The sequence below is a fragment of the Providencia sp. PROV202 genome, from assembly GCF_028479565.1.
In the GTDB taxonomy this organism is placed as follows: domain Bacteria; phylum Pseudomonadota; class Gammaproteobacteria; order Enterobacterales; family Enterobacteriaceae; genus Providencia; species Providencia zhijiangensis.
Genome location: NZ_JAMPNV010000010.1, coordinates 113,268 through 136,947 on the forward strand (window position 1 = coordinate 113,268; position 23,680 = coordinate 136,947).

At 43.5% G+C, this 23,680-nt stretch carries 18 protein-coding genes; all 18 read left to right on the forward strand.

The genetic code is table 11. The features are described 5' to 3' along the window. Positions 1-30 precede the first annotated feature (30 nt). Positions 31-1,245: an IscS subfamily cysteine desulfurase gene (locus PR799_RS06825; RefSeq protein ID WP_132495564.1), complete on the forward strand. Its 1,215-nt coding sequence runs from the start codon at positions 31-33 to the stop codon at positions 1,243-1,245. A 24-nt stretch (positions 1,246-1,269) separates the two neighbouring features. Beyond that, the gene (gene iscU, locus PR799_RS06830) at positions 1,270-1,656 is read left to right on the forward strand and encodes a Fe-S cluster assembly scaffold IscU (protein WP_036949481.1); all 387 of its coding nucleotides are present in this window, start codon (positions 1,270-1,272) and stop codon (positions 1,654-1,656) included. A gap of 204 nt (positions 1,657-1,860) precedes the next feature. After that, entirely contained in the window at positions 1,861-2,184 is a 324-nt protein-coding gene (gene iscA, locus PR799_RS06835; protein WP_154628970.1) for an iron-sulfur cluster assembly protein IscA, read from the forward strand. A 112-nt stretch (positions 2,185-2,296) separates the two neighbouring features. Next, positions 2,297-2,818, forward strand: a complete 522-nt coding sequence (gene hscB / locus PR799_RS06840; protein WP_154628969.1) for a co-chaperone HscB — start codon at positions 2,297-2,299, stop codon at positions 2,816-2,818. Positions 2,819-2,830: 12 nt separating this feature from the next. Then, a complete protein-coding gene (hscA, locus tag PR799_RS06845) occupies positions 2,831-4,681 on the forward strand; it encodes a Fe-S protein assembly chaperone HscA (protein WP_272521561.1) in 1,851 nt (616 codons plus the stop codon). A gap of 2 nt (positions 4,682-4,683) precedes the next feature. Further along, complete coding sequence (gene fdx, locus PR799_RS06850; RefSeq protein WP_154628967.1) at positions 4,684-5,019, forward strand: ISC system 2Fe-2S type ferredoxin; 336 nt, start codon at positions 4,684-4,686, stop codon at positions 5,017-5,019. A 481-nt stretch (positions 5,020-5,500) separates the two neighbouring features. After that, positions 5,501-6,673 (forward strand): MFS transporter, encoded by a 1,173-nt coding sequence (locus tag PR799_RS06855; RefSeq protein WP_272521562.1) that lies wholly within the window; start codon positions 5,501-5,503, stop codon positions 6,671-6,673. A gap of 54 nt (positions 6,674-6,727) precedes the next feature. After that, the gene (locus PR799_RS06860; protein WP_272521563.1) at positions 6,728-7,525 is read left to right on the forward strand and encodes a hypothetical protein; all 798 of its coding nucleotides are present in this window, start codon (positions 6,728-6,730) and stop codon (positions 7,523-7,525) included. 74 nt (positions 7,526-7,599) lie between these two features. Further along, complete coding sequence (gene iscX / locus PR799_RS06865; protein ID WP_154602672.1) at positions 7,600-7,800, forward strand: Fe-S cluster assembly protein IscX; 201 nt, start codon at positions 7,600-7,602, stop codon at positions 7,798-7,800. A 242-nt stretch (positions 7,801-8,042) separates the two neighbouring features. Beyond that, positions 8,043-9,338 carry an aminopeptidase PepB gene (pepB, locus tag PR799_RS06870; protein ID WP_154602673.1) on the forward strand — a complete coding sequence of 432 codons (1,296 nt, stop codon included), beginning with the start codon at positions 8,043-8,045 and terminating at the stop codon, positions 9,336-9,338. A gap of 113 nt (positions 9,339-9,451) precedes the next feature. Next, positions 9,452-9,904, forward strand: coding sequence for an enhanced serine sensitivity protein SseB C-terminal domain-containing protein (locus PR799_RS06875; protein ID WP_154628963.1), 453 nt, complete (start codon positions 9,452-9,454; stop codon positions 9,902-9,904). 240 nt (positions 9,905-10,144) lie between these two features. Beyond that, positions 10,145-15,184, forward strand: coding sequence for an alpha-2-macroglobulin family protein (locus PR799_RS06880; protein ID WP_272521564.1), 5,040 nt, complete (start codon positions 10,145-10,147; stop codon positions 15,182-15,184). 113 nt (positions 15,185-15,297) lie between these two features. After that, positions 15,298-17,619: a peptidoglycan glycosyltransferase PbpC gene (gene pbpC / locus PR799_RS06885; protein WP_272521565.1), complete on the forward strand. Its 2,322-nt coding sequence runs from the start codon at positions 15,298-15,300 to the stop codon at positions 17,617-17,619. Between the two features lie 288 nt (positions 17,620-17,907). Then, entirely contained in the window at positions 17,908-18,333 is a 426-nt protein-coding gene (ndk, locus tag PR799_RS06890; protein WP_006658631.1) for a nucleoside-diphosphate kinase, read from the forward strand. Positions 18,334-18,504: 171 nt separating this feature from the next. After that, the gene (locus PR799_RS06895) at positions 18,505-19,704 is read left to right on the forward strand and encodes a bifunctional tRNA (adenosine(37)-C2)-methyltransferase TrmG/ribosomal RNA large subunit methyltransferase RlmN (protein WP_154628960.1); all 1,200 of its coding nucleotides are present in this window, start codon (positions 18,505-18,507) and stop codon (positions 19,702-19,704) included. A gap of 229 nt (positions 19,705-19,933) precedes the next feature. Next, positions 19,934-20,884, forward strand: coding sequence for a cytoskeleton protein RodZ (gene rodZ, locus PR799_RS06900; protein WP_272521566.1), 951 nt, complete (start codon positions 19,934-19,936; stop codon positions 20,882-20,884). A 178-nt stretch (positions 20,885-21,062) separates the two neighbouring features. Continuing rightward, positions 21,063-22,184, forward strand: coding sequence for a flavodoxin-dependent (E)-4-hydroxy-3-methylbut-2-enyl-diphosphate synthase (gene ispG, locus PR799_RS06905; RefSeq protein WP_154628958.1), 1,122 nt, complete (start codon positions 21,063-21,065; stop codon positions 22,182-22,184). Between the two features lie 214 nt (positions 22,185-22,398). Next, positions 22,399-23,676, forward strand: coding sequence for a histidine--tRNA ligase (gene hisS / locus PR799_RS06910; protein WP_272521567.1), 1,278 nt, complete (start codon positions 22,399-22,401; stop codon positions 23,674-23,676). Positions 23,677-23,680 lie beyond the last annotated feature (4 nt).

The following is a 23,680-nucleotide window of genomic DNA, read 5'->3' on the forward strand; positions in this document are numbered from 1 at the left end:
AGTTGTCTTGTCCTTTGGAGTATGTGAGCAATGAAATTACCGATTTATCTAGATTATTCAGCAACTACGCCTGTCGACCCGCGCGTTGCTGAAAAAATGATGCAATGTCTAACAATGGATGGGAATTTTGGTAACCCAGCATCTCGTTCACACCGTTTCGGCTGGCAAGCTGAAGAGGCGGTAGATATTGCTCGTAATCAAATCGCTGAATTAGTGAATGCGGATCCTCGTGAAATCGTCTTCACATCAGGTGCAACAGAATCTGATAACTTAGCTATCAAAGGTGCTGCCCAGTTCTATCAGAAAAAAGGCAAGCACGTCATCACTTGTAAAACAGAACATAAAGCTGTTCTGGATACCTGCCGTCAATTAGAGCGTGAAGGTTTTGAAGTGACTTACTTAGCACCTCAAAGCAACGGTTTAATTGACCTGAAAGAGTTAGAAGCGGCAATGCGCGAAGACACCATTTTAGTGTCAATCATGCACGTGAATAACGAAATCGGTATTGTTCAGGACATCGCTACAATCGGCGAATTATGCCGTAGCCGTGGCATCGTATTCCACGTTGATGCCACCCAAAGCGTTGGTAAATTGCCTATCGACCTGTCAGCGTTAAAAGTTGACCTGATGTCATTCTCTGCACACAAACTGTACGGACCAATGGGTATCGGCGCACTGTATGTTCGTCGTAAACCACGTATTCGTTTGGAAGCGCAGCAACACGGTGGCGGCCATGAACGTGGTATGCGTTCAGGAACTTTACCTGTTCACCAAATCGTGGGCATGGGCGAAGCTTACCGTATTGCTAAAGAAGAAATGGCTCAAGAATCGGAACGTCTGCGCGGTTTACGCTTACGTTTATGGAACGGTATTAAAGATATCGAAGAAGTTTACCTTAACGGTGACTTAGAAAATGGTGCGCCGCACATTCTGAACGTCAGCTTCAACTATGTTGAAGGTGAATCATTAATGATGTCGCTGAAAGATTTAGCAGTTTCTTCGGGTTCTGCATGTACTTCTGCAAGCTTAGAACCTTCATACGTGCTGCGTGCATTAGGTATGAATGACGAACTGGCTCATAGCTCAATTCGCTTTTCTTTCGGTCGCTTTACGACTGAAGAAGAAATTGACTATGCAATTAAACAAATTCATGGTGCGATCGGCCACTTACGTGAGCTGTCTCCTTTATGGGATATGTTTAAAGCAGGCGTAGATCTCAACAGCATCGAATGGTCTCACCATTAATCAGACAGTTTCAGGAGTTTAAAAATGGCTTACAGCGAAAAAGTTATCGATCATTATGAAAATCCACGTAACGTCGGTTCATTTGATAACAATGATCCAAGCGTGGGTAGCGGTATGGTAGGTGCACCTGCTTGTGGTGACGTTATGAAGTTACAAATCAAGGTAAATGATGACGGTATCATCGAAGATGCACGTTTTAAAACCTATGGTTGCGGCTCTGCAATTGCATCAAGTTCACTGGTCACTGAGTGGATGAAGGGCAAAAGCTTAGACGAAGCTGAGTCAATCAAAAATACAGCGATCGCGGAAGAGTTAGAATTACCGCCAGTGAAAATTCACTGCTCAATTCTGGCTGAAGATGCAATCAAAGCTGCTATTGCTGATTACAAAAGCAAACGCCAAGGCAAATAATAGATAAATATCAGTAAGTAAGGGCTGTACCTTAGAGCATATAAACAACAAAAATAGACAGCCCACGACTGATAGTTAAACTCAAATTAATTAAAGATGTATTTATTATGCAACTTTAAATATAATGAGTTGTACCGATGATTTGAAGGCGGATGCTAATAATTTCTAGCATCTGCCTTGTTTGTTTCTAAAGTGAGGTTTGCAATGTCGATTTCTCTTACTGAAAGTGCAGCGCAACGAATTCAAGCATTCTTGAATAATCGTGGTAAAGGCGAAGGCTTGCGTTTGGGTGTAAGAACTTCAGGTTGCTCGGGAATGGCATACGTGCTTGAATTCGCTGATGTAATTAATGAAGAAGACACCGTTTTTGAAGACAAAGGTGTTAAAGTCATCGTCGATGGCAAAAGCATGGTTTATTTAGACGGCACTGAGCTGGATTTTGTAAAAGAAGGCTTAAACGAAGGGTTTAAATTTAATAACCCTAACGTTAACAGTGAATGCGGATGCGGTGAAAGTTTTCACGTATAATGTCTTCAAATGAGCATGACTTTGACCAATGTAACTAACGTGGCGTTAATGACCACATAATCTTTAGCTAAGCTTAGCTACATTGGTACCCGGTTCGAGAAACTGAGCACTTATGGATTACTTTACTCTTTTTGGGCTAACCCCTAATTACGCGATTGACAGTGAGCAACTCACGCATCGCTTTCAAGAATTACAGCGACAATATCATCCCGATCGCTTTGCAACCTGTTCAGAACAGGAAAAAATGCAAGCAATCCAACATGCTGCGACTATCAATGCGGCATATCAATCCCTTCGTCATCCGCTGAAACGCGCGGAATATATGCTGTTATTACATGGTTTTGATATAAATAACGAACAACATACCATGCATGATACTGCATTCCTGATGGAGCAACTCGAATTACGTGAAGAGTTAGATAACATCGAAAACAGCCCGCAAGCCCTTGAACGGGTGTCTGCCTTTATGAAAAATGTCAAACAAATGCAGCAGACGCGCAGCGCCTTGATGGTTTCAGAACTCGATGCGATGCAGTGGGAAAAAGCCGCTGATACCGTTCGAAAATTGCGTTTTCTCGATAAGTTACAGCAACAAGCTGAGCAACTCGAAGAACGGTTACTAGACGACTTTTAAGAGAAAACGATTATGTCTTTATTACAGATTAGCGAACCAGGAATGACCGCCGCGCCGCACCAACGTAAATTGGCGGCCGGGATCGATCTTGGTACAACACACTCTTTGATTGCCACTGTTCGTAGTGGTGAAGCGGCGGCATTACCCGATGAACAAGGGCGCTATTTGCTTCCTTCTGTGGTGAATTATCAAGCAGATAACCGGATTGTGGGTTGGGAAGCGAAACAATTATCCGAACAAGATCCTGTCAATACCGTGATTTCAGTGAAACGCATGATGGGGCGTTCATTAGCCGATATTCAAAAACGTTACCCGGATTTACCTTATCAGTTAACAGCTAGCGAAAACGGTCTGCCATTTATTCAAACGGCGGCAGGGCAAGTGGATCCTATTCAAGTTTCTGCTGATATTTTAAAAACGTTGGCAAAGCGCGCAGAGCAAACTCTTGGTGGTGAAATGGATGGCGTGGTGATCACGGTTCCAGCTTACTTCGACGATGCCCAGCGCCAAGGCACCAAAGATGCGGCTCGTTTGGCGGGTATGCATGTTTTACGTTTACTGAATGAACCTACTGCGGCCGCGATTGCTTATGGTTTAGATTCCGGTCAAGAAGGGGTGATCGCCGTTTATGATTTAGGTGGCGGTACGTTTGACGTTTCGATTTTACGCCTGAGCCGAGGTGTCTTTGAAGTATTGGCAACAGGTGGTGATACGGCGTTAGGTGGCGATGATTTCGACCACGTATTGGCGCAGTGGATTGCACAGCAAGCGGGACTTTCCATTCAGGGTGACCACCATTTAACGCGCCAATTATTAAACATTGCTACCGAAACAAAAATCGCATTAAGTGACGCAGATTCCGCGACAGTTACGCTGCCAACTTGGCAAGGTACAGTTAGCCGTGAAACGTTTGAGTCACTGATTGAAACCCACATCAAACGTACACTGATGGCGTGCCGTCGTGCCTTAAAAGATGCCGGCGTAGAAAATGACGATGTCTTAAATGTGGTCATGGTTGGTGGTTCGACTCGCGTACCATTAGTTCGTGAAAAAGTGGGCGAGTTTTTTGGTCGCACACCATTAACCTCCATCGATCCAGACAAAGTCGTGGCTATCGGCGCTGCAATTCAAGCCGATATTTTAGTGGGCAATAAACCAGACAGTGACATGCTGCTTTTGGATGTGATCCCGCTGTCATTAGGTTTGGAAACCATGGGCGGCTTGGTGGAAAAAGTCATTCCGCGCAACACCACCATTCCTGTGGCTCGCGCGCAAGAATTCACGACATTCAAAGATGGACAGACCGCCATGAGCGTTCACGTTGTACAAGGTGAGCGTGAAATGGTTTCAGATTGCCGTTCATTAGCCCGCTTTACGCTGCGTGACATTCCGCCAATGGCGGCTGGTGGTGCACATATTCGTGTCACATTCCAAGTGGATGCCGATGGCTTACTCAGCGTGAGTGCCATGGAAAAATCCACGGGTGTTGCCGCATCGATTCAAGTTAAGCCATCCTACGGTTTAACTGACACTGAAATTTCAACCATGATTAAAGATTCAATGACTAACGCGCAAGACGATTTAAATGCGCGCCGCCTAGCGGAGCAAAAAGTTGAAGCGGCAAGAGTGCTTGAAAGTTTAACGAGCGCATTAGAGCAAGATGCACATTTACTGACTCCAACCGAAGAGACAGAAATTGATAATGCGGTCAATGAGTTAATCCAAGCAGTAGAAGGCACAGACCCTACTGTTATTGAAAATGCAATTAAACAACTGGATAAGAAATCCCAAGAATTTGCCGCTCGCCGAATGGATGCATCTATTCGTCAGGCGCTGTCAGGCCATTCTGTGGATGAGATATAATTATGCCTAAAATCGTTTTTTTACCTCATAGTACGTTATGTCCGGAAGGTGCCGTAGTCGAAGCACAAGAGGGCGAATCTATTTTAGACGTAGCACTGCGCAATGGAATTGAAATCGACCATGCCTGCGAAAAATCCTGCGCATGCACAACCTGCCACTGCATCGTTCGTGAAGGCTTTGACTCTCTCGAAGAAAGCAGCGAACTCGAAGATGACATGCTAGATAAAGCATGGGGCCTCGAGCCAGAAAGCCGTCTAAGCTGTCAGGCACGTGTTACGGATGAAGACCTCGTTGTTGATATTCCGAAGTATACGATTAACCATGCTCGCGAGCACTGATGCTCGTCATGTAGTTCACGCCGTAGCGTTATCGAGTCGCTCGTCATAGTTCGCACCGTAGCGTTGTTGGCTACACTCGCTAATCCTAGTCACATACTTTTGTATGTTTCTAGGGATTAGCTCCTTTGCCGCCTAGGCTCTTCATATTTCGCGCCATAGCGTTGTTGGCTGTATTCGTTAACCCTAGTCACATACTTGTGTATGCTCCTAGGGATTAACTCTTTTGCCGCCTAGCTACAGCACGAACTATTTAGAGCGTCAAATTTTTATATTTCAAGAGTATGATTTAAATCTCACCCTGCTTATTTTTCATATTTAATTAATTAAAATATTAACTTTTATATTTTAAATTTTAATCTAAATCTATTCTTTTTATTTCTATTTTACGATGATATAAATAAACGTCCATTGCTCAATGGAAGTCTATAAATTACTTAATATGTAATTGATGATTTTTATATTATATAAAAAGGATTTTATTATGAAATGGAAATATCGATTTGGCGCTGTGGCAGGAAATACATTGGAATATTATGATATTGCTATTTTTGCGGCAATATCAGGTTACTTAAGTGCGGAGTTAGAAAGGCTAGGCTATAACCAAGCGACTGAAATGGTATGGGGAATATTTGCATTACGATTTCTTATTCGACCGATTGGGGCTTATGTCATAGGGCGCTATGCGGATAGGAAAGGAAAAAAATCGGCGTTAGTGTTAACAAGTTTTATTACAGGAGCCGCAACACTCTGTATGGCTTTATTGCCTATTAATTTATTAGGTAATTATACACCCATTGCTATTTTAATTTTACAAATGGCGCTGGCATTTAGTTATGCAGGGGAATATCCATCATTAATAACCTATCTTTTTAATCACTCCCAAAATAATGAAAGGGCAAGGTTATCAGCCATAATAAATGGTAGTACATTACTTGGTATTATTTTCTCATTAAGTGTCGTTTTTTTCCTTGAGTACTTTTTAGAAGCTGAATTTATGCAAAGGGTAGGCTGGCGAATTCCATTGTTTTTAGGCTTACTTAATATTGCAATTAGTTTTTGGTTTAGGATTAAATTACCAGAGAATAATACTAAAGAAGTTAATGAAGAAAAATTAAATTATATTCATATGTTTTCGGTGTTTTTATTAACAATACCTGGGAATATTATATTTTTTGTACAACATTTTTCAACCGTTGTGCTTCTTGATAAAATGCAAGTTATCGCAGAAAAAACAAACTGGGCGTTGTCACTCGCAATTTTAGCACTTTTATTAATGTTAATTTTCGGGTGGTTAGCGGATAAATATAATATTGTGGAAAAAGTCTTTAATCTGGGTGTTATTTCTATGGTGTTTTTTTCTATTCCAGCTTATGCAATGATAAATACTCAATCCATTGAATTAATTATATTGGCACAGTTTATCATCAATATTTACGCTGCCATGATTTTAGCTACAACTCCTTTTATTTTATTTAAGGTTGCTAAAGGAAAAGTCGTTACACTAGCTCTAGGGTTTAATTTTGCAGCAATGCTTTTTGGGGGTTTTTCACCTTTGGTTATAACGTATCTGGCATCAATAAATGTGGTTTACATTGGTTTTTTCTTAACGTTTTGTGGTGCACTACGATTTATTATATATAGGGTTAAATTTTAATTATCTGGAAATGAAGTCTGAGTGGTGAAATATAAAATATATGAGGGAAATAAAATGAATGTAGAAAGTCTATTATTTGAAGGGGTTTGTAGTAACTTTAAAAGTGAGTTTTCAAACATATTTGATTGGAATGATGTAGATATCACCTACTTCTGTATAGATATAAAAAATAAAAATATGCATATAGCTTCTAATAATTATGAGTGGCAATTGGTTTCTATAGATAATGATATAGATAAATTAGTGGAAGAGCGATTAAAGTCAAGCCTGCAATATTGGAATAACTATTCAGATTCATTACAGCAAATTCTTGCCAAAGCTAAAAAGAACAAGTTTAAAGTAGACTTTTGTAATCGATATGGTAATACCTTTGAAATTACAACGGTAAACTCAAATAAGCAGTTAACATTCTCAGATATGTTATCCATTTATAAGCATCGCCCTATCATCTCAGAGTATGCCTATCAGTTGTGGAAAAAAAGTCCGGAAGTTGTTTTGCCAATGAGAGCCAATATATCTTTAGATACTAAATTATTAGGGAAAACAAAAAATGTAACGCCAGAATTATTAAACCCTCACAAATATATGCGTTTCGGTAATATTCGTTTTACGCGCAAGGAAATGATCACAATTCGCCTACTTTTATCTCACTGTAAAGTCAAAGAAATTAGCTATATTCAAGGGTGCGCGGAAGCTAATGAGCATAAAAGAATTCAACATATTAAAGACAAGCTCGGTTGTCCTCATGTTTCGTCTAGCGGATTATTCACTGCATTAAGGGAGCATGGTATCACGCTTGCGTGCTTGGAAACGCTGATAGACTTACCTCTCCAGACTGGATGTGGTAAGTGAACTAAAAGTATTAGGCAATATTATTTAGAGCGGTATAATTCCAAAAAACTTACTTGGTAGAATTTGGAAAAAATATGAGCCTAAAATGGACAAACAGTCGTGAAATCGGTGAAGCGCTCTATGATGCTTACCCAGATACAGACCCAAAAACCGTGCGTTTCACTGACATGCACCAATGGATCTGTGACTTAGAAGACTTTGATGATGACCCGCAAAAATCGAACGAGAAAATCCTCGAAGCTATTCTGTTAGTCTGGCTGGACGAGTACGAATAATTTTCGTGGATAAAAACCGGATAGCGCTGAATAGGTTGCATCCGGTTTTTTTTCGCCTGTAACAAGCCGTATAAGAAAATAAAAGGGTTCAAAAGAACCTATTAGTCTGATAGAAACTAAACTCAATAATATTGCTGTTTTTAGGGTATAGTTGGCGAATTAGCAAAGATTGATAGCAGAAACTGATAAGCTAAATTCAAGATCCCGCAATAATCAACTTAGTGGATAAAGTGAGAAAAATAATGACCAAACAAATTATGCCAGTCATGATTACATGCGAACCTGCAGCACCATGCTGGGGTGAAGGCGCTCTATTAAGTTCAAACGATAAAGGCATGACTATCCACCTTAAGCACCCAGGTAAACTGTGTGCTGTTCAAAGTGCTGGTCGTAAGTTAGATAGCCAAGGTATTCGCAATGTTTCATTAACGGGTGAAGGTTGGGACTTAGAAAAAAGTTGGGCATTTTGGCAAGGTTTCCGTGCACCAAAAGGGGCGAGAACCATCGAATGGCCAGCACTGCAAGAAGCGGATCGCAAAGAATTAGAACAACGCATCAATACCATTGATTGGGTTCGCGATATTATCAATGCGCCAGCAGAAGAATTAGGCCCAGAGCAATTGGCTCAGCGTTCAATTGATTTACTGTGCAAAGTGGGCGCTCAAGATATCAGTTATCGCATTGTGAAAGGCGATGACTTATTAGAACAAGGTTATGCAGGTATCCATACTGTGGGTCGTGGGTCTAGCCGTCCTCCAGTATTGCTGGCATTGGATTACAACCCAGGTAAAGATGAGAAAGCGCCTGTGTTTGCCTGTTTAGTCGGTAAAGGTATTACTTTTGATTCAGGGGGTTATAGCATTAAGCCATCTGCTTCAATGAACTCAATGAAAGCCGATATGGGCGGCGCAGCCACATTAGTGGGTTCTTTAGCGCTTGCTATCACTCGTGGTTTAAACAAACGCGTAAAATTATTCCTATGTATTGCAGACAACATGGTTAGCGGTAATGCCTTTAAATTAGGGGATATTATCCGTTATCGTAATGGTAAATCTGTTGAAATCATGAACACGGATGCGGAAGGGCGCTTAGTTTTAGCGGATGGTTTAATCGATGCAAGCAAAGAAAAACCAACGTTATTAATCGATGCGGCAACCTTAACTGGGGCTGCGAAAACAGCCGTGGGTAATGACTACCACTCCGTACTGAGCTTCGATGACAAACTCGTGGCAGAATTAATGTCAGCCTCAGATGAAGAGTTCGAATTATTCTGGCGCTTACCATTAGCGGAATTCCACCGTCAACAATTGCCTTCTGGCTTTGCTGATCTGAACAATATTGCAGCGCCTTCGCATACTGCGGGTGCAAGTACAGCGGCCGCCTTCCTGTCTCACTTTGTTGAAAACTACCGTCAAAACTGGGTACATATCGATTGTTCAGCAACTTACCGTAAATCACCAGTGAGTTTATGGGCAGAAGGGGCAACCGGTATTGGTGTGAGAACATTAGCCAACTTACTTCTCAAAAAATCAAAATAATTCGCGTTATAATGAAATCGCAGTGGTGCAGTCAATGCAGCCTGCGATTTTTTCTTTAACATGAATGGTTTTTGAATTTAGACGATATTATTTTTGGTTGTAGAGGATATTGAATGACGCAACAATCCCAAAACCTAACAACAGACTCGCAATCCGATGTTCAGTTTACTGAACTCACGGTGCCGGAAGGTTCTTCATTAAAATTAAGCGTTCTCGAACAAGAACCTGAAGAATTGACAGCGGCGCTCAGTGAGTTTTTTAAACAACATAAAGTCGTACGACGCGCGTTTATTGTTTCGGTTCAAGAAGTGGAAGATGAACAATTTGATGATATTTTGATGATAGCGTTGGAATTTGTCCCGGGCGCAGAAAATATCGATGAAATTATTCAAGAAGCTGGCGCAACCGCGTGCGAATATATCGATGAGGATGAATCCATTGATTTTTGCATCGTTAACGAAGACGAAAAAGGGTTAAGCCACATTATTACCCAGCACGTTGCGCCATTTTATCAACGCCGATTAGGCAGCTTCCTGCGCGACAGTATTCCCATCAAAAATACCTAATTCTCTCCTTACTTAAAATAAAGACCGGACTTCTCCGCGTCTTTATTTTGTCATGCTATTTTTTCCGTTTTGTCTGATAGGTGTTGGTGTTACATTCTGTTAAATTATGTATTCAATTAATGCGCATGCTTATTATTGCGGATTACACACTAAGCTCAATCATCGCAACGTATTTAAGTTCAAGGGTTTTCTTGGGCTTCATGAACATAATAAATTAACTTAATAAGGGATGGGGCGGTAATGAAACAACAATCAAGTTGGACTTCATTGGCGGGTCTAAAAACGAAAAAGCGTTATGTAGCATTAGCCTTAGCGTCCGTTATGGCATTAGCGGGCTGCGATAATACTGACGATACCACGAAAAAAGAGGGTAATGTCTCCACCTCAGCGGCAGAAACGAGTACCAAAACGGCGCCCGTTGCAGAACAAAAACAGGCTGCACCTAAGCTTTCCAATGAAGAGTTAGTGAAGAAATATGCCGGGAAAGATCTGGAAATTTTGGATGCCTCAGAATTGCAGCTAGATGGTGCGAGCGCCATGGTCGTGACGTTCTCGGTGCCTTTACAACCGAATCAAAACTTTGGTCAGTATCTGAATCTGGTGGATGTGAAATCAGGCAAGCTGGATGGAGATTGGGAACTATCTGATAATCAGATGGAATTACGTTTCCGCCATTTACCGCCATCAAAAGAATTAAACCTTTCGGTTAATCCGGGAGTGAAAGCAGTCAACGAACGCACCATTAACAACAGCTTTGAGAAGAAATTCCAAACGGCACAAATTATTCCAACCGTTGGCTTCGCAAGTAAAGGCTCTTTACTGCCAAGCAAAGTTGCCCAAGGTTTACCAGTGATTGCACTGAACGTGGATAAAATCGACGTGAATTTCTTCCGCGTTGATGAAAAGCAATTACCACAATTCCTCGCGATGTGGCAATACCGCAGTAACTATGAATATTGGTATTCCGATGAATTCCTCGACAAAGTCGAATTAGCCTACACAGGGCGTTTCGATTTAAACCCAGATAAAAACACCCGCCAATCCATTTTGTTACCATTAAAAGATATTAAAGAGCTGCAACAAGATGGCGTTTATTTAGCGATCATGCAAAAAGCGGGTAGCTACAGTTATCAATTCCCTGCGACAGTCTTTACGCTCAGTGATATCGGCGTGTCATTACATAGCTATCATGATCGTGTGGATATTTTCACCCAATCATTAGCCAAAGGTTCGGCGATTAAAGGCGTCGAGCTGCGTATTTTGGATGAGAAAGGCCAATTAGTCACCAAAGGCACGACTGATGGTGATGGTCATGCCCAGTTAGACAAACTGGCTGGCGGTAAATTATTACTGGCAACCCACGAAGGGCAAACCAGTATGATTGACCTGACTCAGCCAGCATTAGACCTGTCTGAGTTTGATATTTCAGGCCCTTCAGGCTATGCAAAACAGTTCTTTGTATTCGGCCCTCGTGATTTATATCGTCCGGGCGAATTACTGCTAGTGAATGGTTTACTGCGTGATGGCGATGGTCAGCCAGTGAAATCTCAGCCAGTCAAAGTGGATGTCTTAAAGACGGATGGACAGGTCTACAAGAGCTTTGTATGGCAAGGAGATGAAAAACAAGATGGTCTGTACCAGTACCAGCTAGAGATCCCGAAAAATGCTGAAACGGGTGGTTGGTCACTGCGTTTTGATTTAGGTGATGGTTCACCACAACGTTATTACAAATTTAATGTTGAAGATTTTATGCCAGAGCGCATGGCGCTGGATATTACAGGCAGTGAAAAGCCGGTATTAAGTTCACAGCCCGTTGACTTTGACATTAAAGGCCGTTACCTCTACGGCGCCCCAGCAGCGGATAATCAGTTGCAAGGGCAAGTGCTGTTGAAAGCAAATCGTGAAGCAGTTGCGAAATTGCCGGGCTTTGAATTCGGTGCGACGAATGAAGAAGGCTTACCGCGTAAACTGGATGAGTTTGATTTAACCTTAGATGGTAGCGGTGAAACTGTGATTTCCTTGCCGCAAAGCAACTGGGAATCAACGCGCTCGCCAATTACGGCGGTTCTGCAAGCTAGCTTACTAGAGGCAGGCGGTCGTCCGGTTACTCGCCGTGCTGAACAAGCGATTTGGCCAGCGAAAAAACTGGTGGGTATTCGTCCTCTCTTTGAGAAAAAAGAGATCTACGATTACCGTACAGACCGCTACGCGAAGCGTTATAACGTCGATGAAAATTCATTGGCTGAGTTTGAAATTGTCATGTCAGATATGGCAGGGCATAAACTGGCCGCAGAAAACCTGACGGCGCGTTTAGTGTACGAACGTCGCGATTACTACTGGAGCTGGTCAGAAAGTGGTGGTTGGGTTTCTAACTACGATCAAAAAGATCTCGTGGTGGCGAATGAGAATATTTCTATCGCCAAAGATGGCACAGCGAAGATCTCGTTCCCAGTGGATTGGGGTTCATTCCGTTTAGAAATTACCAACCCTGACAATGAGCTTGTCAGTAGCATTCAATTCTGGGCAGGCTTCTCTTGGCAAGATAATACCGGAGGTAGCGGTTCCGTTCGCCCTGACCAAGTGAAATTAAGCTTGAATAAACCAGCTTACTTACCGGGTGAAAAAGCCAAAGTCCGCATCGAAGCGCCAAAAGCAGGTAAAGGTTACATTCTGCTTGAATCTAGCAGTGCACCATTATGGTGGCAGGAAATTGATGTCCCAGCTGGCGGGTTAGATGTGGAAGTGCCGATAAATAAAGAGTGGGCACGCCATGACTTATATATCTCCGCGGTGGTTGTTCGCCCAGGAGATGATTCCAAAGAGGCGACGGTTAAACGCGCCGTTGGGGTATTACACCTGCCGCTAGCCGATGAAAATCGTAAGATTGCATTGGCGTTGAACGCACCGACAAAAATGCGTCCAAATGAAGATCTGAAAGTGAAGATCAAAGCCACTTCTCAAGATGGCAAGCCACTGCCTGAAAAAGTGAATGTACTGCTGTCTGCGGTTGATACGGGTGTCCTGAATATCACCGATTTCAAAACTCCAGACCCATACGATGCTTTCTTTGGTCGTAAGCGTTACAGCGTTGACCAATATGATGTGTATGGTCACTTAATTGAAGGGCAAGGGAAGTTAGCGAACCTGCGCTTTGGTGGTGATGGTGAAGATGCCGCACTTGAGCGTGGTGGTATGAAGCCACTGACAGAGGTACAAATCATTGCGGAACAAGCGCAGCCTGTCATCTTAGACAAAAATGGTGAAGGTGAAATTACGCTGGCAATCCCTGATTTTAATGGGGAGTTACGCTTAATGGCGCAAGCATGGAACCAAAAAGATTTTGGTCATGCAGACAGTAAGGTCGTTGTTGCGGCACCATTAGTAACGCAAATGTCGATGCCTCGCTTTATGGCGAGTGGCGATAAATCTTACTTCGCGTTAGATCTTACCAACATGACCGACAACACACAGAATGTGACAGTCACATTTAAAGCGTCGGGTATGGTGAAATTAGACGGCGCACCAACCCGCGATATCGAACTGACCAAAGGCAAACGTACTACAGTGACGTTGCCAGTCAGTGCCGATTATGGCTTTGGTGAAGGTGAAGTTTCCATGACCATCAATGGCGTGAAAGTCGAAGTGGAAGCGGAGAAAGAGTACAAAAACAGTTGGAAAGTGGGTGTGCGCCCAGCACAACCGGCCGAAACTGTGGCATTTGCTACCGCGATTGAGCCGGGTGAAATTTGGTCATTACCAACCAATGATTTTGCTTATTTACAGCAAGATACTCTGGAAGGACAAGTTCTGTTAACGAGTCGCCCACCACTGCAAATTTCACGCTATATTCGTGAGCTGTTTGCGTATCCATACGGCTGTTTAGAGCAAACCGTGAGCGGGCTGTATCCGTCACTGTTCTCTACACAAGCTGAACTGCAAAAGCTGGGTATTAATTCACAAACTGACGCAGACCGCCATAAAGCGATTGAGTTAGGGATCCCACACTTACTGAGTATGCAGCGTGATGACGGTAGCTTCTCTTTATGGGATAAAATGGGACGTGAAGAGTATTGGTTAACCGCTTATGCGACGGATTTCTTAAATAAAGCGAATCAGCGTGGTTTCTCCGTACCACAAAGTGCATTGAATAACGCCAACGCACGCCTGTTAAGTTACCTGCAAGATGGTAGCCAAGTGAGTTATCCGTACACGGATCAGCCAGACGCATCCCGTTTTGCGATCCAAGCCTATGCGGGCTTAGTATTAGCGACTCAGCAGAAAGCACCATTAGGAGCACTGCGTCAAATCTATGGTCAAGCCAACAATGCGACCAGCGGTTTAGCGTTAGTTCAACTGGGTGTGGCATTAAACCTGATGGGTGATAAAGCGCGTGGTGAAAGTGCCATTATTGATGGTATGAAGAAACAGAGCGCACGTTACAGCAGCATTGGTGACTATGGTTCAGCTATCCGTGATGATGCGATGATCGTGGCATTGTTAAATGAATATAACTTGATGCCAAAATCCCGTGATCAAAAACTGCAAACGCTATCTAACAACCTGACTTCGCAGAAGTATTTCTCAACTCAAGAGAGCAATGCCCTGTACTTAGCCGGTCGTTTCTATGCTAATGAAACAGAAACACCATGGAAAGCGCTAGTCAATGGTCAAGAGCCACCATTGGTTTCAGATAAACCAGTGAGTGAGTTCTTAACTAAACAACAGCTAGTAAATGGTTATAGTGTTGAAAACAGCGGTACAAGCACACTGTATACTCGCTTGAATGTTGTCGGTTATCCGATGCGTTCACCGAAGCCATACTCAAATGTGCTGGATATCAAACGCAGTTACTACGATATGAAAGGCAACCGTATTTCAATCGATAGATTAAGAAGCGGCGAAATGGTGGTGGTGAAGTTGGAAGTGAATGCCAACCAAACTGTCCCTGATGCACTGGTGGTGGATTTATTACCTGCGGGCTTAGAGTTGGAAAACCAAAACTTAGCCAATAGCAGCGCGAACCTCAGTGAATCTGCGCCAAATCTGCAAGAGATGATTGATGATATGCAGCAGTCGCAAATTCGTCACATGGAATACCGTGATGACCGTTTTGTTGCGGCAGTAGAAGTTCAACAATATCGCCCAACTACACTGGTTTACTTAGCTCGCGCAGTAACGCCGGGTGTATATAACAAACCAGTACCACAGGTGGAATCCATGTATGTGCCAGAGTGGCGTGCAACGGGTTACTCCGATGGTCAGTTGGAAGTGGTTCGTTAATTGACATTGAATCAATATCGCTATTGATTTAGATGAAGATAAAGAGGGAAGCGTGTGTTTCCCTCTTTTTTTAGTATCATAAAAACAAATAATAACTCTCGGTATATTGACGAATGAAGAGATGGCTACGTCGCATTGGGTGGACGCTACTGGTTTTGGTCGTGGTATTGCCACTGGCCTTTTTAGCCGCAGATAAAATTTGGCCGCTGCCAATCAAGCAGATTGAGATGGCACGCACGGTCGTCGCGGGGGATGGGACTCCGTTATGGCGCTTTGCCGATAAAGAAGGAATTTGGCGTTTCCCCGTTAAATTAGATGAGGTCTCGCCAGAATATATTGACGCGTTATTAACCTATGAAGATCGCCATTTTTACCAGCATCCGGGGGTTAATCCATTTTCATTAATGCGTGCAGCTGGGCAGTTAGTGAGCTCTGGGCGCATTGTCTCTGGGGGCAGCACCATCTCAATGCAGGTGGCAAGGCTGATTGACCCACATGAGCGTACGTTTGGCGGAAAACTCAAACAGTTATGGCGTACCGCACAGCTGGAATATCACTATTCCAAAGATGAAATCCTCGAAATGTATCTTAACCGTGCGCCTTATGGGGGCACGATTGAGGGCATAGGTGCTGCCAGCTGGGTTTATTTGAATAAATCCCCCGCAAAATTAACCGCAAGTGAAGCAGCATTATTTGCGGTTTTACCCCAAGCGCCAAGTCGTTTAAGACCTGATAGATACCCAGAACGGGCGCAAGCAGCACGAGATAAAGTACTCGACAGATTGGCTGAATACCAAGTTTGGAGTACTGAAAAAGTCAATGAAATTAAGCAAGAGCAAATCTGGCTTGCCCCACGTAAAAATCCGCATTTAGCGCCATTATTGGCACGTCGGATGGTTAAAGATTCCCAAGAATCCATCGTGGAAACCACCATTGATGCTAGCCTGCAAAAGCAGCTTGAAGATATGGCGATGAACTGGAAAAACCAATTACCCAAGCAAACTTCATTAGGATTGCTGGTGGTTGATCACACGGATATGAGCGTGAAAGCGTATATCGGGTCGATTGATTTTCAGGATGATAGTCGCTTTGGTCACGTGGATATGATCAGTGCATGGCGCTCGCCCGGCTCAACACTCAAGCCATTTTTATATGCGCTGGCCATGGATGACGGCTTGATCCACGCCGAATCACTGTTACAAGATGTGCCTCGTCGATTTAATGATTATCGTCCCGGTAACTTTGATAGCGGCTTTAATGGCCCTGTCAGTGTGAGTGATGCGTTAGTGCGCTCATTAAACTTGCCTGTTGTGCAACTGCTGGATGTGTACGGCAGTAAGCGTTTTGCCGCTCAATTACGTAATGTGGGTACAGAACTGCGTTTCCCAGTTGGTGGAGAACCTAACTTGTCGTTGATCCTCGGGGGAACGGCGGCACGAATGGAAGATTTAGTCTCAGCTTACAGTGCATTTGCTCGCCAAGGTGAAGTTTCTCCACTGCGTTATCGACCGACAGATGTTATCCGCGACCGCAAGTTGATGTCTCCGGGGGCCGCGTGGATTGTTCGCCGGATTATGGCAGGAGAAGCCCGTCCAGTCCCTGATGCTAACTTATCGGGGCAGCCAAATCTTGCCTGGAAAACAGGTACCAGCTACGGCTACCGTGATGCTTGGGCGATTGGTGTAAACCCTCGTTATACTATCGGGGTTTGGGTTGGTCGCCCTGATGCGACACCTGTTGCAGGGCAGCTCGGCTATGCCACAGCGATCCCAATTATGAACCAAGTGAATAACATGCTGCTGATGCGAATTTATCAATCTCGCGAAGTGCTCCCCAAAGATTCAAGGCCAGCAAGTGTTAGCCAAGCCGTGATCTGTTGGCCGGGGGGAACCTCATTACTGAAAGAAGATAGTAATTGTCGCCAGCGCCGTTTGAGTTGGATTTTAGATAATACTATTCCACCAACACTCATGGCTCGGGATCAAGAATCCTCTCTTGGACTCAGGCAAAAAGTGTGGGTGAATGATCAGGGGTTACAAGTAGCACCAGATTGCCCAAATGCCCAAGAAAAAGAGATCCATTTATGGCCGATCACCGTGGAGTCATGGCTGCCTGCAAGTGAAAAACGAGTGAATCGACTGCCTAAGCCTGATACAGCTTGTCCGCCACTAAATCTTGAAATGCCGCCACTCTTAATTTCAGGGATCCGCGAAGGGGAGGTTCTCCAGCGTTTACCTGGAAAAACCAGTTTAGACCTGCGTTTACTCACGCAAGGTGGACAAGGGCAAAAATGGTGGTTTTTAAACGGTGAGCAAGTGAACAATACAGAGCAAAATGGGGCAATTTTGCTGACGCTCGAAAAAAGTGGAAACTACCAAATATCGGTCTTAGATATGAGCGGACAGGTGACAGCTATCAACTTTAAGGTGAAGTAATAGCATAAAACGATGACTTAATTAAAAATCTAGCATTTTTTGCTATAAAAAGATTAACAAAATGTTGATGTGACTGTAGGAAATTGTAATCCAAGCCCCTATAATCAACGCCCTATTTTTCTGCTTCCTAACATCAGGAATAGAAACAATATAAAAAACTACAACAGGCACATATTCTTGGTTCTTCATATGCCACTCTTGAAATCCTAGTAGAAACATTGGGTTAAATAAGAGAAACAAAGCAGAGAATAAAGAGTAAAAGTCAAGTCAATCGCTAAGAGGTTATTTATGGCTGTTCAACGTACATTTTCTATCATCAAACCAAACGCAGTTAAGAAAAACGTAATCGGTGCAATTTACAACCGTTTTGAAAGCGCAGGCTTCAAAATCGTTGCGGCTAAAATGATGCACCTGACTCGTGAACAAGCTGAAGGCTTTTACGCTGAGCACAAAGGTCGTCCTTTCTTTGATGGTCTGGTTGAATTCATGACTTCTGGTCCAATCATGTTACAAGTGTTAGAAGGCGAAAACGCAATCCAACGTCACCGTGATCTGATGGGCGCAACTAACCCAGACAACGCATTAGCGGGTACTTTACGTGCTGATTACGCAGACAGCTTTACTGAAAACGCAACTCACGGCTCAGATTCAGAAGAGTCTGCTGCACGTGAAATCGCTTATTTCTTCGCTGCTGATGAAATCTGCCCACGCTAAGGCGTTCTCAATAATGCATTAGCGTTATTGTTATAATATTTGTACAATATGTCGCCCTGTTAATCATTGCGTTAACAGGGTGATTTATTTTTTAGTCGTCCCGACTAATCGCAACCCCAATTTACGTCGTGCTTTTCGCACTGCCGAAAGTGTAATAACGAGGCAAACTCAATGTCTGATATGACTACCAATGCACAATGTGCAACTCCTTCTGCTGTATCTGCTGTGCCAGAAAAAAATGGGCAGCTAGAAAAAAGCGGTCAAAAAATTAACCTGCTAGATTTAAACCGCAAGCAGATGCGCGAATTTTTTGCTGAGCTCGGCGAAAAACCGTTCCGTGCAGACCAAGTGATGAAGTGGATTTACCACTATTGCTACGATGATTTCGAGCAAATGACCGATATCAATAAGGTGCTACGCGCGAAATTAACAGAAGTCGCTGAGATCCGAGCACCTGAAGTTGCTGATGAACAACGTTCATCCGATGGCACGATTAAGTGGGCTATTAAAGTCGGCGATCAATTAGTTGAAACTGTGTATATCCCTGAAGCTGATCGCGCAACACTGTGTGTCTCTTCCCAAGTTGGCTGTGCATTGGAATGTAAATTCTGTTCTACAGCACAGCAAGGTTTTAACCGTAACTTACGTGTTTCCGAAATCATCGGGCAAGTTTGGCGTGCGGCTAAAATCATCGGTTCACTGAAATCTAGCGGTCGCCGTCCTATCACCAACGTGGTGATGATGGGGATGGGGGAGCCGTTATTGAACTTAAATAACGTGGTTCCAGCGATGGAGATCATGTTAGATGATTTTGGTTTCGGTCTGTCAAAACGCCGCGTGACCATTTCCACTTCAGGGGTTGTTCCTGCTCTGGATAAGTTAGGCGATATGATTGATGTCGCACTGGCCATTTCTCTGCACGCACCAACGGATGATGTGCGTGATGACATCGTACCAATCAATAAGAAATATAATATCGAAACATTCTTAGCTAGCGTGAATCGTTATTTAACGAAATCCAATGCCAATGCGGGACGTGTCACAGTTGAATATGTGATGCTTGATCATATTAACGATAGCGTTGAACAAGCTCACCAACTTGCGGAATGTTTGAAAAACACACCAAGCAAAATCAACTTGATCCCATGGAACCCGTTCCCAGGAGCGCCATATGGTCGCAGTTCCAACAGCCGAATTGATCGATTCTCTAAGGTATTGATGGAATACGGTTTTACAACTATAGTTCGCAAGACTCGTGGTGATGATATTGATGCTGCATGTGGGCAACTGGCCGGGGATGTTATTGATAGGACGAAACGTACCTTGAAAAAACGCCTTGCTGGGGAACCTATCCAGGTAAAATCAGTCTGATATATAGATAATATCTAATCAGTGAGTTAGGTTATAATTCGGGGTGTTTTATGGTTAGGCAAAACGCCCTGGTTCGCCTACAATAGTTAAAGCGACATATAATCTCTATCGTTGTAAAAAACAATGTTATTGGAAACTATATTGTTGAAAACTATGACGTGCTCAGACGGGTAAAGTAGCATGAAGTCTGCTTTATATTTATTAAACTTGGAAACAGTGTTGCCAGCTAATGACTATCGAAAATAATACCGAACAAACTTCTATCACTGTAGGACAATTATTATCCCGAGCGCGTGAGCGTATGGGACTAACGCAAGAAACAGTTGCGGAACGACTGTGTCTTAAAGTGAGTACGGTAAAGGAAATAGAACAAGATATTCATCCTGCGGGCGTAGAGCCAACGTTTTTACGTGGTTATATTCGTCTGTATGCACGCATGGTCGGAATTACTGAAAACGATATTGCCCCATTCTTAAAAAGTGATGTTCCCGCGCAGTCTCCCAATGTTTCCCCAATGCAAAGCTACTCATTAGGCAAAAAGCGTAAAAAACGCGAAGGTTGGCTAATGAAATTGACGTGGCTGATCGTCATTGTGCTTATCGCGATGGTGGGTATTTGGTGGTGGCAAGAGCATAATGCGCAACAGAAAGACCTATTAACCATGGCGAACCAAAATGAAGCGTTGGTTCAACAAAGTAATAGCGAACCCGTAAATAATATTGCAGTTGATATGCCACTTGTCACTGACAATAGCGCTGCGCAAACCGATCCGCTGGTTGATCCTGCACCTGTATTGGCAGACACTCAATCAGCAACGAATACCGACGCAGAAGGTGTGAGAACGATCCCGCTGCCAAATGCGCCGCAAACAACGCCTTCCGTAGACAGAGCCCAAGCAGATGCTTCTCAAACAACAGATATGCCAGCCGCAACAGGTAATGGTTTAACGTTAAATTTCTCGGGTCAATGTTGGTTAGAAATTCGTGACGCAAACAATAAAGTTTTATTTAGCGGCATGAAAAATGGCGGCGATAAATTAGAGCTTGATGGTGCACAACCTTATCGTTTAAACATTGGTGCGCCAGCCAATGTGACTGTGCAATTCCAAGGTAAAGACGTTGATTTAAGCCGTTTCATCAAAGCAAAACGTTCTGCTAAATTTAAGTTGCCAGAAGCATAAAAAGATGACGAAATTAAAGAAGCAAACTATATCCTAAAACACTCTTTGTGATAGTTTATAGTTTGCTTTCTTGTGTATAGTGGGGCGCGTTAAAGCAATGACCATACACTATGCCATGATATTAAAGAGCGCCATGGTATTAAAATGAGTACATGGATGTTCGGAGAATTAAACAAAAATGCATAACGAATCACCAATCAAAAGACGCAAATCCACCCGTATTTATGTCGGTAATGTTCCTGTTGGCGACGGCGCACCAATCGCTGTTCAATCAATGACCAATACCCGTACAACCGATGTCGAAGCAACTGTTCGCCAAATTAAAGCCCTTGAACGTGTTGGGGTAGATATTGTGCGCGTATCGGTACCCACGATGGATGCGGCAGAAGCCTTTAAATTAATCAAACAGCAAGTTGATGTCCCTCTGGTCGCTGATATTCACTTTGACTACCGTATTGCCCTAAAAGTGGCGGAATACGGTGTTGATTGCCTGCGTATCAACCCGGGAAATATTGGTAGCGAAGAGCGAATTCGCCAAGTAGTTGATTGCGCTCGTCATTACAATATCCCTATTCGTATTGGCGTCAACGGCGGCTCGCTGGAAAAAGATATTCAAGAAAAATACGGTGAACCGACACCTGAAGCATTGGTTGAATCAGCCATGCGTCATGTGGATATCCTGGATAGATTGAACTTTGATCAATTTAAAGTCAGTGTGAAAGCCTCTGATGTATTCCTTGCCGTGGGCTCTTATCGTCTGCTGGCTCAAAAAATTGACCAACCACTTCATCTCGGTATTACTGAAGCGGGTGGTGCGCGTTCAGGTTCCGTGAAATCAGCTATCGGTTTAGGTATGCTGCTCTCTGAAGGTATTGGGGATACATTGCGTATTTCGCTTGCCGCCGATCCAGTAGAAGAAGTGAAAGTGGGCTTCGATATTCTGAAATCACTGCGTATTCGTTCCCGCGGTATTAACTTTATTGCTTGCCCAACATGCTCACGCCAAGAATTTGACGTGATTGGCACAGTGAACGCGTTAGAGCAGCGACTTGAAGACATTATCACGCCAATGGATGTGTCTATCATCGGTTGTGTTGTGAATGGTCCTGGTGAAGCTGAAGTGTCTACATTGGGTGTCGCGGGTGCGAAAACCAAGAGCGGATTCTACGAAGATGGTGTTCGTCAAAAAGAGCGCTTTGATAATGACAATATCATTGATCAGCTAGAAGCTAAAATTCGAGCCAAAGCGGCAATGATGGATGAAAGCATGCGAATAAATGTTAATCAAATAGATAAATAATATTTAGAAACTGGCTCATCATGAGTCAGTTTTTTTATTTATTACCGTGATTAGCAGTGTTAATCGCGGTCATTTTTTCTTAAAATTACGCCATAGCGACCAAAATCAACAGATAATTCCCGATTCCACGGTGGTTTTGCAGTTTGTTGATTGAACCTGATGACATTTCGCTCTTATAATCGACCTTATGTAATTCTGAAAATAGAGAAATAAAGTGGGAAAAAATATCCAAGCCATCCGAGGCATGAATGACTACTTGCCAGCAGATACTCGAGTGTGGCAAAAAATCGAAGCAACATTGAAAAATATTTTACAGGGTTATGGTTTTAGCGAAATTCGTACCCCGATTGTAGAGCAGACCCCGTTATTTAAACGGGCGATTGGTGAAGTGACTGACGTTGTTGAAAAAGAGATGTATACCTTCAACGACCGTAATGAAGAGAGCCTCACACTGCGCCCAGAAAATACCGCAGGTTGCGTCCGTGCCGGTATTGAGCATGGTTTGCTGTACAATCAGGAACAGCGCTTATGGTATTTAGGGCCAATGTTCCGTTATGAGCGCCCACAGAAAGGCCGTTATCGCCAATTCCACCAGCTAGGTGCTGAAGTTTTTGGTCTGGCAGGCCCAGACATTGATGCGGAAGTGATCTTAATGACCGCGCGCTGGTGGCGTGCGCTTGGGATCAGCGAGCATGTCACTCTGGAGCTCAACTCAATTGGTTCACTAGAAGCGCGTGCAAATTATCGTGATGCGCTGGTCGCTTTCCTTGAGCAGCATAAAGATAAGCTGGATGAAGATTGCAAACGTCGTATGTATAGCAATCCTCTGCGCGTATTGGATTCTAAAAACCAAGACGTTCAAGCATTATTAAATGATGCGCCAGCGCTGTTTGACTATCTGGATGTGGAATCTCGCGAACACTTTGATGGCCTGTGCAAATTATTAGATAACGCGGGCATTAAGTACCGAGTTAACCAACGCTTAGTGCGTGGTTTAGACTATTATAACCGCACTGTATTTGAGTGGGTGACAACTGCGCTAGGTTCCCAAGGTACGGTCTGTGCGGGTGGTCGTTATGATGGTCTGGTAGAACAACTGGGCGGTCGTGCAACACCTGCAGTTGGCTTTGCAATGGGTATGGAGCGTATGGTTCTGCTGGTTCAAGAAGTGAATCCAGAGTTCACCGCAGATACCTCCGTTGCTGATGTGTATCTGGCTTCTTTTGGTGAAAACAGCCAACAAGCTGCATTGTTAGTTGCAGAAAAAGTGCGTGATGAACTGCCAACTCTGCGTTTAATGACTAACCACGGCGGCGGTAACTTTAAGAAACAGCTCGCGCGTGCCGATAAGCAAGGGGCAAAAATTGCTCTGATCTTAGGCGAAGACGAAATCAATAATAGCCAAGTGACGTTGAAAGATTTACGTACTGGTGAGCAAGAAACTATTTCACAGCAACTAATGGCATCGCGTATCGCCACGCTGTTAGGTTAAGGAG